General features: G+C 35.1%; 14 protein-coding genes and 2 pseudogenes. 9 read left to right on the forward strand and 7 right to left on the reverse strand.

Translation table 11 applies throughout. From position 1 onward, the window contains the following. The 5 genes from OZD63_RS04690 to dnaN all read left to right on the forward strand — a co-directional run. Window positions 1–214 (forward strand): hypothetical protein (locus OZD63_RS04690; RefSeq protein ID WP_275008258.1); only part of this gene is annotated, 214 nt, incomplete at its 5' end. Between the two features lie 205 nt (window positions 215–419). Continuing rightward, a complete protein-coding gene (locus OZD63_RS04695; protein ID WP_274980135.1) occupies window positions 420–1109 on the forward strand; it encodes a P44/Msp2 family outer membrane protein in 690 nt (229 codons plus the stop codon). A gap of 318 nt (window positions 1110–1427) precedes the next feature. Next, window positions 1428–2321 (forward strand): RNA polymerase factor sigma-32, encoded by an 894-nt coding sequence (locus tag OZD63_RS04700; protein ID WP_275008260.1) that lies wholly within the window; start codon window positions 1428–1430, stop codon window positions 2319–2321. After that, entirely contained in the window at window positions 2314–2811 is a 498-nt protein-coding gene (locus OZD63_RS04705; protein ID WP_274980137.1) for an invasion associated locus B family protein, read from the forward strand. Before OZD63_RS04700 ends, OZD63_RS04705 begins: the two co-directional genes overlap by 8 nt. 123 nt (window positions 2812–2934) lie before the next feature. Further along, the gene (dnaN, locus tag OZD63_RS04710) at window positions 2935–4092 is read left to right on the forward strand and encodes a DNA polymerase III subunit beta (RefSeq protein ID WP_275008262.1); all 1158 of its coding nucleotides are present in this window, start codon (window positions 2935–2937) and stop codon (window positions 4090–4092) included. A gap of 79 nt (window positions 4093–4171) precedes the next feature. Here the strand turns inward: dnaN and truA are convergent, their stop codons facing one another. Then, window positions 4172–4909, reverse strand: a complete 738-nt coding sequence (gene truA, locus OZD63_RS04715) for a tRNA pseudouridine(38-40) synthase TruA (protein ID WP_010963021.1) — start codon at window positions 4907–4909, stop codon at window positions 4172–4174. Between the two features lie 71 nt (window positions 4910–4980). Beyond that, window positions 4981–5103, reverse strand: a pseudogene (locus OZD63_RS04720) (IS630 transposase-related protein); the annotation flags it as partial. 47 nt (window positions 5104–5150) lie between these two features. Between OZD63_RS04720 and OZD63_RS06315 the strand changes: the two are divergent. Next, window positions 5151–5249: pseudogene (locus OZD63_RS06315) on the forward strand (IS5 family transposase); the annotation flags it as partial. 138 nt (window positions 5250–5387) lie between these two features. On the opposite strand, the gene OZD63_RS04725 reads toward OZD63_RS06315, so the two are convergent. From OZD63_RS04725 to OZD63_RS04735, 3 genes are all read right to left on the reverse strand, one after another. Beyond that, on the reverse strand, window positions 5388–6146 hold the full coding sequence (locus tag OZD63_RS04725; RefSeq protein ID WP_274980146.1) for a cytochrome c1: 759 nt from the start codon (window positions 6144–6146) through the stop codon (window positions 5388–5390). Between the two features lie 347 nt (window positions 6147–6493). Continuing rightward, window positions 6494–7723, reverse strand: a complete 1230-nt coding sequence (locus tag OZD63_RS04730) for a cytochrome b (RefSeq protein ID WP_274980139.1) — start codon at window positions 7721–7723, stop codon at window positions 6494–6496. Between the two features lie 104 nt (window positions 7724–7827). Beyond that, a complete protein-coding gene (locus OZD63_RS04735) occupies window positions 7828–7998 on the reverse strand; it encodes a J domain-containing protein (protein WP_010082675.1) in 171 nt (56 codons plus the stop codon). A gap of 68 nt (window positions 7999–8066) precedes the next feature. Between OZD63_RS04735 and OZD63_RS04740 the strand changes: the two genes are divergently transcribed. Continuing rightward, entirely contained in the window at window positions 8067–9596 is a 1530-nt protein-coding gene (locus tag OZD63_RS04740; protein ID WP_274980140.1) for an N-acetylmuramoyl-L-alanine amidase, read from the forward strand. Between the two features lie 19 nt (window positions 9597–9615). Here the strand turns inward: OZD63_RS04740 and OZD63_RS04745 are convergent, their stop codons facing one another. Continuing rightward, complete coding sequence (locus OZD63_RS04745; RefSeq protein WP_274980141.1) at window positions 9616–9867, reverse strand: J domain-containing protein; 252 nt, start codon at window positions 9865–9867, stop codon at window positions 9616–9618. A gap of 169 nt (window positions 9868–10036) precedes the next feature. Here OZD63_RS04745 and OZD63_RS04750 point away from each other — a divergent pair, with 169 nt between their 5' ends. Further along, window positions 10037–10609 carry a NifU family protein gene (locus OZD63_RS04750; protein WP_274980147.1) on the forward strand — a complete coding sequence of 191 codons (573 nt, stop codon included), beginning with the start codon at window positions 10037–10039 and terminating at the stop codon, window positions 10607–10609. Further along, window positions 10606–11829 carry a histidine--tRNA ligase gene (hisS, locus tag OZD63_RS04755; protein ID WP_275008264.1) on the forward strand — a complete coding sequence of 408 codons (1224 nt, stop codon included), beginning with the start codon at window positions 10606–10608 and terminating at the stop codon, window positions 11827–11829. The genes OZD63_RS04750 and hisS overlap by 4 nt, the downstream gene beginning before the upstream one ends. A gap of 24 nt (window positions 11830–11853) precedes the next feature. On the opposite strand, the gene surE is transcribed toward hisS, so the two are convergent. Beyond that, window positions 11854–12606, reverse strand: a complete 753-nt coding sequence (surE, locus tag OZD63_RS04760; protein WP_275008265.1) for a 5'/3'-nucleotidase SurE — start codon at window positions 12604–12606, stop codon at window positions 11854–11856. Window positions 12607–13308 lie beyond the last annotated feature (702 nt).

The following is a 13308-nucleotide window of genomic DNA, read 5'->3' on the forward strand; positions in this document are numbered from 1 at the left end:
TATAATGAATTTTGTCAGTAACTGCCAGTTCTTTTCACTTGAGCGATGCAACAAAGCCATCCCAGTGTCACGCACTGGGATGACAAGAAGAGGGTACTTGAATAAGAGGCATTGCCCTCCTGGTAGACTCAAATTGCAATGTTCGTGTAGTTATGGATTCATTCGCGGTATCTCATCCGCTAACAAGCAGCGGAATGACGAGGTCTTTCGATAGTAAATCTTACCTATGTTAGCTATACCAAAAAATCAAGAGTAAAAAAGTCGTGTAACTCTATTTATTCATTAATAAAATCTTTGTCTTCTCCTAAAAATTAGTTAAAATGTAGGATATTTTGTGTTATTAAGTTAGCACTTGACTTAACTTTAGTTGTTACTTAGACTGCTAAAGTGGAATTTTAATTTTTTTTACGAGGACAATTATGCATTATAAAAAGTTTTTTTCAGCAGCCGCTTTAGCAACGTTGCTAGGTTTATCAAACTCTGCTTTTTCAGATCCTGTTGGTCCAATAAGTGATGAAGAAACTAGCTACTACGTTCGTTTGCAATACAACGGTGAAATTTTGCCTCTTTTCACAAAAGTTGATGGTATTACCTATAAGAAAGACAATAGTGATTACAGTCCATTAAAAGCGTCTTTTATAGCTGGTGGTGGTGCGTTTGGTTACAAAATGGACGACATCAGGGTTGATGTTGAAGGAGTTTATTCATACCTAAACAAAAATGATGTTACAGGTGCAAAATTTACGCCAGATACTATTGCAGACAGTTTAACAGCAATTTCAGGACTAGTTAACGTTTATTACGATATAGCAATTGAAGATATGCCTATCACTCCATATATTGGTGTTGGTGTTGGTGCAGCGTATATTGGCACTCCTTTGAAAGACGCTGTGAATGATCAAAAAAGTAAATTTGGTTTTGCTGGTCAAGTAAAAGCTGGTGTTAGTTATGATGTAACTCCGGAAGTCAAACTTTATGCTGGAGCTCGTTATTTCGGTTCTTTTGGTGCTCATTTTGATAAAGATGCTGCTGCAGGCAAAGACAAAGGGGAACTCAAAGTTCTTTACAGCACTGTTGGTGCAGAAGCTGGAGTAGCGTTTAATTTCTAGTCTATCTCAGTCTTGTTATCCCAGTGGGGTTTTTCTTGTCATCCAAGTAGCATGACACTGGGGTCTAGAAAAAAGAAATGTGGATTCCAGTGTCAAGGCACTGGAATAACACTGTTTGCTATGTGTTTAAGCTGTAACGTTTACCATTGTACTGGTAGAATATCATCTAAAGTTACATAATGTTATCCAATTAGCTGACACTGCGGCCTACTGTCTCCAAGAAGTTAGATGAAAAATTTGTACTTTTTTCAAATCAAAGCTTGAGTTTTTGCTGGAAAATCAATATATTATATGCATGAAGTTTTAATTTAAGTTGTTATGTTGACCCCAATGGCAAGCTTATGTGTCGATAGCAGAACCAATCTCATGCAATATATTGCTAGGGTGCAAAAATTTCCTATGCTGTCTCAAGAGGAAGAGGTACGATTAGCAAAAAATTGGAACCAATATAAGGATGTTTCTTCTGCTCATAAATTGATTACCAGCCATTTGAATTTGGTAGTGAAAATTGCAATGAAATTCAAAAATTATGGACTATTGTTGATGGACCTGGTCATGGAAGGAAATATGGGTTTAATGCATGCAGTGAAAAAGTTTAATCCTGATTTAGGGTTTCGTTTTTCAACTTATGCGGTGTGGTGGATTGAAGCTTCAATAAAAGACTTTATATTGAAATCTTGGTCGTTTGTGAAAATAGGCACAACGCAAGCACAAAGAAGATTGTTTTTTAGTTTACGTAAAATAAAAAAAAGAATTTTACAGTATACAAACAGGGAAACCTTAAATAATGAAGAAATAAAAGCAATATCTAATGAGCTTTCTGTATCCGAAGGAGACGTTCTGCAGATGAATTACCGTATGGCTTGTAAGGATCAGTCGCTAAACGATTGCATAAAAATAGGTGATGACTCTAAAAGGGAGCTACAAGATATGATCCCATGTAACTTGGTTAGTCAAGAAGTAACCTATCAGAATCATGAAGAAAAAGAATTAAAAGAAACAATTTTAAACAATGCACTAGCGAGCCTCAACGAAAGGGCAAGAGACATTTTTATCAGTAGATATTTGTCTGAAAACATTCAAACTCTGGATGAACTTAGTAAAAAATATTGTGTTTCAAGAGAAAGAATAAGGCAGTTGGCTGGGCAGGCGATGGCTAAGGTAAAACAATATATACAATCTGAAAGTTTGAAATTTGGTTTGCATGCGTAGTTTTTTTATATTTCTAATATTTTTTTCGATAGGCGCTTTTGCATCGGTTAGTGATGTACAATTGAAGGAAAAATATAAAGATTGGCTCGTGTATACTGCATTGGAAGATAGAGAGAAAGTATGTTATATTGTATCCTATCCTAAAAAAAGAAGCGAATATTATACAACCAATCGCAAGCCGTATGTAATGGTTAGTTATGTTGATAAAAAAGCAGATGAGGTAAGCGTTACCTCTGGTTTTCAGTATGATAAGGAGCCTGTAGCTCTCAATATCGACAAAAAAATTAAATATACACTGCCCATAATACAGGGAAGTTTTGCGTGGGCAGAGCATACAAAAATAGATCAAGATCTCATTCTAAAAATGAAGCAGGGATTATCAATGGTAGTTAATGGAAAAACAAAAACAGTGACCATTGATGATACTTATTCCCTACTTGGTTTTCAAAAAGCGTATCAAAAAATGCATGATTTATGCCATACAAAGTAAGTTATTGTAACAGAATAGGTAATTTTCCAGTTGTAGTATAAAACAGACTGCCCTTTCGATAAATAGCACTTTACTTTATATGGGATGTGGATATCATTTAAAACATATTTTTGAGAGTTAGCAATGTCAGAGGTTGCAGGTGTAGATACAGAAATCAAAAAGCAAAATTCTGTGTGCGAGCAGATGCGTTTTAGCGTGAGCCGCACAAGTCTTTTAAATACATTATCCAGAGTAAGTGGAGTGGTTGAAAGGCGTAATGCAATAGATGTTTTGGCGTGTATAAATATCAAAGCACAACACGGCAGCATAAAATTAATGGCAACTGATCTTGACATTTCAATGTTTGCCTCACTTGCTGCAACCGTATTAACAGAAGGAGAAGTAAAAATTTCAGCGCATACTTTACATGACATAGTGAAGAAGTTACCCGCTGATTTGGATGTCAATTTTGAAGTAAACAACCAAGGAAAATTATTGATGTCTTGCGGAAATGCAAACTTTTCTTTACCGAATGTAGTTTCAAGCAGCTTTCCTGCTCTTGAAGAAGACAATTATGAACATGATTTTACTCTACTAAATACAGACCTGATAGACTTATTAACTAAAACAAAATTTGCTGTATCACTAGATGATACAAGGTATAATTTAAATGGAATATATCTACATACAGATGAGCAATTTCTGTACTGCGTTGCAACTGATGGCCATCGTTTATCATGTATAAAGAGGCCAAAGCGTGGGAACATCAATGGCGAATTTGGTGTGATCATTCCACGTAAAACTGTTATGGAGCTGTTAAAAATATTGGACGATTGTAATGAAATTAAAGTAAAACTCTCAGACAGAAAAATCAAGTTTACATGCGGTGAATATATTCTAATATCAAAATTAATAGATGGAACTTTTCCAAATTATAAAGCAGTTATTCCAGCATCTCAAGATAAGCATATGATTATTGAAAGTAAAAAACTTTCAGACGTTATAGATCGAGTTTCCGTTGTTGTATCTGATAAAGTAAAATCTATTAAATTCTCACTACAAGAAAAGCTGCTAACTCTGCATTCAAACTCCCAAGAGTGCAGTGATGCAACTGAATCCATAGAAGTGGACTACAATGAAGCCCCTATAGAAATAGGGTTCAACTCGCGTTATTTACTTGATGTTCTATCCTGCATAAAAAATAAATGTAAGTTTAGCTTAGCTGATGGTAATAGTGCTACAATTATCACTGATGAAGACGATTCAAGTGCATTATATGTAGTAATGCCAATGAGAACTTAAACTCGTCATCTTGCTGCTTGTTAGCGGAATCTGGAGATACCGTGGCGGTATGGCACTTATTTCACTAGCTTTTATTAAATTAGTAATCTATCTTTACCAAATATAAGCCAAAAGGTGGTGCAGTAACTCCAGCGGCACTTCTTTTGCATTGGTTCAATATATTTAGCATTTCTTGCGGATTGGTTCTATTTTTTCCAAATTCAACTAAAGTACCCACAATAATCCTCACTTGGTTATGTAAAAAGGAAATAGCAGATATTTTGATGTGTATATGATTCCCATTTTGTATTATATCGATATCATCAATTGTTCTTATCGGATTTGCGGCTTGACAATCTTTTGAACGGAAACTTGAAAGGTCATGTTTTCCAAGTAGATGTTTAGCAGCTTCACGCATAATATTTACATCAAGTGGGCTAAACACTTGCCATACATAACCCGTCTCCAGAGCGGCAGGAGCATAGCGATTAACTATTCTATATTCGTAATATCTTTTTTTTGCTGAAAACCGTGCGTGAAACGCATCATCTACAACTTCTGCATTAAGCACGACTATAGGAATTGATTTTAAATGATAGTTTATTGCATTCCTTATTCTATAAAGCTCAAATTCCTTTTCCATATCAAAATGAGCAACTTGTCCTAAAGCATGAACTCCTGCATCAGTCCTGCCACCACAGTACAAAGTAACTTTCTCACCACTAAAATTAAATATAGCATTTTCTATCTTCTCCTGGATTGAGTTAGCAGAGTGTTGCTGTTTTTGCCAACCAGAGAAATTACTACCATTATATTCTACCGTTATTTTGTATCGCACTGCATTACATCAAGCTCTATCTAAAATAGTCATTTTCTATCTTAACATAATTTATGGTCAAGCCTACAGTGCTGCCACTCCCATAAAGTAGTTCGTCCAATCTTAAATCTTGCTGCCACTGCTTCTCTGCTTTCTCCTTCGTCTAGCGCCTCCATTGCTTTTTTTCTTAAATCATAACTATATGCTGCTGGCATTCAACCTCCTTATCATTATCTATCCTTATCACATCCGGACTTCTATGAAAAGAGCTATAAATCGTGAAAAAGAACTGCTCATTAAGTGCTGTTTGCTTAATAAATTTACTGACATTGGTATGGCTAAATTCGAAATGGCTACATGAATTTATCGTAAATTATTACCGTATAAGGTACGATGCGACAAAGCCACCCCAGTGTCAGCTACTCGGATGACACCGTCATAAAGGAACCAGTGTTAGCTACTTGGATGACAACCATTGTGCTTGAGGCAAAATTGACTATCACTTCTTTTTATAGAGCTTGCTCCAAACTTTGTTGTTAGTTAATACAAAAAACACTGTTAAAATTATAAAATACGCCACTACTTTTAATCCAAGTTTATGCCGGCGCTCTAATTCTGGCTCTGCTGCCCATTGTAAAAAATTTATCACATCATACGCCATATTTTCAACTGTGGCTTGCCTTGCACCATCATATTCCACCATTCCTTCAGAAAGTGGTGGCGCCATAGCTAATCTGCCTGTTGGAAAATACGAATTAAAATATAAATCATTTTCATCGTGTTCGCCGTTTTGATAGCCTGTTAACAATGAATAGACATAATTTGCACCATCATGCCTTGCTTTAATAATTAATGATAAGTCTGGTGGGACTGCACCATTGTTGCTTGCTGCAGCTGCTTCTTTTGTATCAAAAGGCGCAATAAAATAATCCGAAGGTACTCCAGGTCTGTCAAACATTTCACCCAAATCATTCGGACCATCTTTAACTTGATAAGAAGCTGCTATTTGTTTTACATCTTCTTCAGAAAAACCGACATCTTGCAAATTACGAAATGCTACCCTATTCATTGAATGACAAGCAGCACAGACTTCTTTATACACTTTATAGCCACGCTGAATTGACTCTCTATCGAAAGATCCGACAATTCCATCAAATTTCCAGTCTATTCTCTTATTTGGTGATGATTTAAATTCTTCTGCAGATATAAGACTAGATAGAAATAACATGCAGAAGATTGCAAATACATTAGATCCCATGCATAACCACTGTTTTAGTAAATTTCGAATTGATGTCATGCAAGTAGCTGACACTGGAATCCAGCTTATTTCATCACTGACATTATGGTTATCATGCACTCCTAGAATCTGTTGTCCATTGCATGATTTGTAAGTATTTTTACACCTGGATCCCAGTGTCAAGCACTGGGATGACAACGGAAGATGGTGGAATGACACTGTGTGTTGTATACAACGTTCATACAATTGTGTACATGATGCTGGAATCCATTTATTTTTTTTCTGGATCCCAGTGTCAAGCGCTGGGATGACAAAAGAGGGCTCTGGGATGACAGAGAATTTTGTAAGAGATCTGCTTTGAATTGACATCACCTCATCTCCGGCACAGAATCACTTAAGGTTTTTGGTGGTTCTTTTGGCTTTTCATACTTACCAAGCAGTGGTAAAACTATCACAAAGTATGCAAAGTAATAAAGAGTAGATAGCCTACTCATAGTGATGTAAGGCTCTTTTACCTCTTGTCCTCCAAGCCAGGCAAGAAGTACAAAATTTATTGCAAAAACCCAAAAAAATTTCTTAAACACCGGGCGATAAGCACCACTTTTAACTTTTGATTTATCAAGCCAAGGTAACAAAAACCACACTAAAATAGACGCAAACATGGTAAGCACACCAGTAAGTTTATCTGGAATTGAACGTAGCATTGCATAAAAAGGTAAAAAATACCACTCTGGCACTATATGTACCGGAGTGACCATAGAATCAGCTTCTATATAATTGTCTGGATGCCCAAGATAATTGGGAGCATAGAAAACAAATGCGAACAAAACTACAAAAAACAGACCAAAAGTTATGCAATCCTTGACTACATAATAAGGACAGAGAGGGATGGTATCCTTATCTGATTTTACCTCCACTCCACTTGGGTTACCAGAGCCAAACCTATGCAGAGCTGTCACATGAAGCATAGCTAAAGCAATAATAACAAAAGGCAGAAGATAATGCAGAGCGAAAAAACGGTTAAGTGTTGGGTTATCCACTGAAAAACCACCCCATAACCATATAACTATTTTATTGCCAATTAAAGGTATAGCAGAAAATAAGTTGGTTATAACTGTTGCACCCCAGAAACTCATTTGTCCCCAAGGCAATACATACCCCATAAAGGCAGTTGCCATCATTGCAAAAAATATAAATATTCCAATAAACCACACCATCTCTCTCGGTCTTTTATAAGATCCGTAATATAATCCACGCATTATATGAACATAGACTACCATAAAGAAGAGCGATGCTCCAACAGCGTGAGTGTAGCGTATTAACCACCCGTAATTCACATCTCGCATTATGCGCTCTACACTATTAAACGCATAATCAACATGCGGAGCGTAGTGCATAGCAAGAAATATACCTGTTATTATTTGTAAAATCAGCGCTATACCAGCCAAAGAGCCAAAGTTCCAAGCATAATTTAAGTTTTTTGGCACTTGGTAAGAAGCAGTGTGTCTTAGAAAAGAAAATATAGGCAATCTATATTCTATCCATCCTAATATGCCTTTTTCTTCTTTTATTGTTTCTTTTTTGTTATCTTCCTGCATAACTTAAACCTTTCTGAACACATGTCCATTGCTACTTTTATCTTATTTTTTTATTGTAGCAACTTATCCTTTACGCACAAATAAAAACTTTAAAGCAATATTAATTACCTCTTCAGCAACCTGTCACGTGCTGCGTTTAATTTTTGTGCAAAATATTCCGAGCCTCCTTTGTCTGGGTGAACTAATTTCATTAAATTTTGATATGCTTTATTGATTTCATTTTGGTTCGCTCCAGAATCTATTCCTAGCACTTTAAATGCTCCATCTCTGAACATGTTACTACTACCAGACTAGTATGATTTTATCTTGTAAATTTATTCAACAACCCTATTCTAACTATATAATGAAAAATTATCTACAAAGTGTTTATGAAGATGGTATGAAAATCCAACTATCTAAAGTCAACAAATATTTATTAGTTTTACTGATTACTGTCTCAGCATTTCTCATATCTGGGCAAGTATCCAGTTCAAGCAATATCGAGAATGATTTTCAAGATTTACAAGAAAAATTACCATTATTGAAAGATCAGGATTTGTTATTTTTAGATCCAGCTTCAGCTTTAAATTATGGTGATAGGGCAGGTAAAAAAGTGTTAATGGTTATAGTTCACCATACTGAAACATCAACACTAAAAGGTACAAAAGATACGCTGAATGCTAGAGGATTGTCAGTTCATTTTATTGTCGATAGGGATGGCAGCATCACCTTAATGGTTCCATTAGAGAAAGAAGCATGGCATGCTGGTATTAGTTATGCAAGAGTTAAGGTAGATAGTAAGCTTGAAGAGTTACGGAAGCTTAACAACTATTCTGTAGGTATTGAAATTGTAAACACAGGACTTGAGCCTTTTCCGGAAGAGCAAATGAGATCTGTTAAAGAGCTGATTTTATACCTTATGGAGCGTTTTAAAATTAAAAGGGATATGATATTTAGTCATTCTGAAATAGGAACTATAGTGTATGATCCAGAGCTTGGCTATACAATGCGTAAATCAGATCCACACAAATTGTTTGATTGGGAGTTATTAGAGAAAAATGAAATTGGATTGCACATAAGTGACAGAATAAACCCTAAAGATGCTAAACACAAAATGGGCAAAACATTGTATAAAGCAGGTGATAGAAATGAAGGTATTTTGAAATTAAAACAAAGGCTGAACAGATTTTTCTATAAGATAGAACCTTGGAATGATAAGAAAGGTAATGTAATTTTTCCTGATAATAATGCTGATTACTCAGATGAGTTTGATGAGAATTTTGTATGGGTTATTTATCAGTTTTCAATACATAATTTACCAAGAGAAATTAGAAAAGATCTACCTCTTAAACTAGAACAAGCAGATATATTTCCTGAATTCTTTAGTGAATATAGTCATGGCATTTCTTCTAGTTATCTAACCTTTAGTGAAAAAATTAAATCGACTCTACAACCATGTTTAAGCAAAGTAGATTATGAGAATTTATTATCTTCTCTTGCACAATATGAGAATAACATTTCTTCTGATGCATCTGCCACTTTAATGTACAAAATTAAGTTATACTATGATTCTTATTTAAGATATCGCATATGGTCTTCACTCTATAAACCATTTAAGCTTAATGTATTTGAAGAGTTAGAGATTTTAAAGAGTGGAGTGTTATCTTTAAAATCACTAGATAGCTCTAAAGCTGCAGAAGTTTCCAGTTTAATTGATAGCTTTAAAGCAGATATTTCTTTAGAACTTCGGGATTTTGAGAAACAGTGGTTTCAAGAGTTTAAGAATGCTTGGAGACAAGAATTTATACCTTCCCTGAAAGAACAGATAACATGGACTGCATTACATGAAGCAATATTGGAGTATTTAGAAAAAGCAAAGGAAGAAATTTGTTAAACGAAAACTTTTTTTAAGATCATTTTTTCAGCAATTTATCACGTGCCGCGTTTAACTTTTGTGCAAAATATTCCGAACCTCCCTTATCTGGGTGAACTAACTTCATTAAATTTTGATATGCTTTATTGATTTCATTTTGACTTGCCTCGGGATTCAGCCCTAGTATCTTTAATGCTTCATCTTTGGACATGTTATCACCAGTGTAATTTTCAGTACAACTTCTACTGCTATTAAATTCGTTCAAAAATTTACTCAATATAGAGTTCATCATGAAACTTATGTTATTTTTTTTTGTCAGGAAAAGAAAAAATACAACAACGCTAGGCAAGACAAATGTAACTACTATGAATATCAAAAAAAGGAAAAAGATGAATGACATGTATATTTTTTTATCATTTTATGATTAAATAGTAACAATTATAATCGTCATGGTAAATAACATGTTCATCCAGATTGAAGAAACACCAAACCCAAATACGCTAAAATTCCTTCCTGGATTTGAAATTTTAAACGAAGGAGAAACGGCTGATTTTTCAAATGCAGATGAAATAAAAAACTCCAAGTTAGCAGCAAATCTTTTTCAAATAGAATATGTAGTGAGAGTGTTTTTTGGTCATGATTTTATTTCAGTAACAAAATTGGGTGGAATTAATTGGGATACATTAAAAGTAGAAATTTTAACTACAATCATGGATCACTTTACTTCAGGTGGAAAAGCACTAGATAAAGAAGGAGTAAATGATAATAATATACCGGATGAAGAATTTTTTGATAAAAATGATATAGAAATTGTAAATAGAATAAAAGAATTAATGGAAAGTTATATCAAACCTGCAGTTGCTCAAGATGGTGGCGATATCAAATTTCGTGGCTATAAAGACGGGATAGTTTATGTTGAGTTACAAGGAGCCTGCTCTGGATGCCCAAGTGCTGCAATTACCCTCAAGCAAGGAGTGCAGAATATGCTGAGCTACCACATACCAGAGATTGCAGGTATAGAGACCACACTATGACTAATCAAACGGTTAGAGGAACAAAAGATCTCCTGTTTGATGAATGGTACAAGTTTAAATACATTCAGCAAACAGCAAATAGAATCTCAAGTCTATACGGCTTTTTGCCCGCCCAAACTCCAATATTTGAATACACGGAGGTTTTTACAAAAACCTTAGGTGATAGCTCAGATATCATCACTAAAGAGATGTATAGCTTCAATGATAAAGGGGGAAAGAGCATAACTTTACGTCCTGAGTTCACTGCAGCGATTGTCAGGCTACTCATTGAAAAAAAACTGCAAACACCGATAAAATTATTCTCAACAGGGCCTGCATTTCGTTACGAAAGACCGCAAAAGGGAAGACAAAGGCAATTTCATCAGATAAATTTTGAGGTTTTTGGCATAGAAGATCCAAAAGCTGATATTGAATTGATATCACTCGCTCAGCACTTACTAACTGAATTTGGCATCAATAAAAATGTAAAGCTGGAAATCAACTCTTTAGGTGATGGTGAAACAATAACTAAATATAGAGAAGCTTTGATCTTGTACTTTACAAAGTATCAAAATGATCTATCAGAAGATAGCAAAAATAGGTTGATCAAAAGTCCACTCAGAATACTGGATTCCAAGGATGAGAAAGATAAATCAATAATTTCTGATGCGCCTAAAATCAGCAATTATTATACGAAAGAGTCCTCAGATTTCTTTGAACAAATACTAAATGGATTAACAATTCTTGATATACCTTATACCGTAAACAATAAACTAGTTCGAGGCTTGGATTATTATTGCCACACAGTGTTTGAGTTTGTTACAGAGGATTTAGGTGCACAAGGGGCAGTTTTTGCCGGCGGAAGATACGATAATTTAGTATCTTCAGTAGGTGGAAAACACACTCCAGCAATAGGATTTGCAGGGGGGATTGAGCGCATAATGGAGTTAATCAATTATTCTCCGAAAGAAGAGCGACCTATTTACCTAATTCCGATCGGCAGAGAGGCTGAAGAATATGCTCTAACACTTGCGAATGAATTGCGCAGAAATAGTTTATATGTAAGTTACGAACACAGTGGGACAATTAAAAATCGCATGAAGAAAGCAAGTCAAGCAAATGCTAAAATTGCATTGATCTTTGGCAATGATGAGTTAAACAACAATACTGTTAAAGTAAAAAATATGGATACAGGTGAAGAAAAAATAATCGCTCACGACAACATAATGGAAAATATCTAGTTAGGGGCAATGCAAATGTTTTTTTCAGTCAGCTATAGAAGAAAATTCGTCTGCGTAAGAATTTTTCATAGCATTCAATGTATCATAATCTGTAAAATCTAATTTTACCGGTGTAATAGTAATAAATCCTTCTTTTATTTCATTTACACTACCACTGCCTGAGTGCTCTCGAGACCAATTTAAGCTAAAAGAGCCATTCGAATTTTCAGTAAAAGTTAAATCCCCATCAATGTTATATTCACCTTGTTCAGCAAATTCTACTCCTTTTACTTTTTCCGTAGCAGGAAAATTTACACTCATCACTATGTTTTTAGGCCAACCAACCTTAACTAGCTTGGCAATAACCTTTGGTGCAAAAACCTTTGTATTGTGCCAGTCTATTTTATTATGATAAACTTGGCTTAGCGCAATAGAAGGTATAGACCTTGCAGCACCTTCCATTACAGCACCAATTGTTCCTGAATAACAAATATCGTCCCCGACATTTGATCCAATATTTACTCCGGACAATATTAAGTCTGGTTTTTTATTCATAACTTTATTTAGCGCAATAATGACACAATCTGCAGGAGTACCAGACACACTAAATTCCCTTTCACTATGTTGGTTTATTCCAATAGATTGTTTCACTGGATAATCAAGAGATCTTGCAGCCCCGCTTCTATCAGTATCTGGTGCCACTACCCATATTTCTGACGCAAAATTCCGTGCAATCTCTTTGAGTAATTTTATTCCTTCACTCCCAAAGCCATCATCATTTGTTATCAATATTATCATATACAATACTCAGCTATACAGTTCCAAATTATGTAAATCACTGGCTGTAAATAAACTCATGAGGCTTTAGGTTTCTTTGCATAACTGTGAACTGTAACAAAGAACCTGCTGTAAATCAATAGATTTCTTGCACAGGCCATAACTGTCATTACAATAGAAACGAAAAAACTTGCTTGACAAACTCCGCCAGGCCCCTTATCATAAACACCGAAGCTATTTATTTATCTTCTCTGTACAGATTAAATGACAAAAAAACTCACGTGTCTGGCGTCTCATGTTTAATTTTTTGCACTATGCGCACCTTATGTCTTTATCAAACTTCTACCTACATAAGCTGAAACGCGCTTATAAAGCGTTTAAAACATAAAAAAACGCCAACTTAAAAAATGGATAGTGAATAACTAGCTACCCTAGGGTTTCTTTTGCCTTTTTTTCTGTTTAGTAAATTTCTTAAATATTTATAGCTAAACGACAACCGTCATCCCGCTGCTTGTTAGCGGGATCTAGGGATACCGCGAATGAATCGCGGTATGACGTAGGACTGCTGTCATTCCAGTCTGGAATCCAAAAAAAAGGATGATGTCATCCCAGTGCCCTGACTACTTGGATCCAGTTTTCTTTACAAATTCACAAAAAGTGCTTCATTCTATAACGCAAAACCCATACTCACCAAACCCAATGCATTACTTGCAATTAAGTTTC

It is taken from the genome of Wolbachia endosymbiont of Drosophila leontia (assembly GCF_028981785.1).
Classification (GTDB): domain Bacteria; phylum Pseudomonadota; class Alphaproteobacteria; order Rickettsiales; family Anaplasmataceae; genus Wolbachia; species Wolbachia pipientis.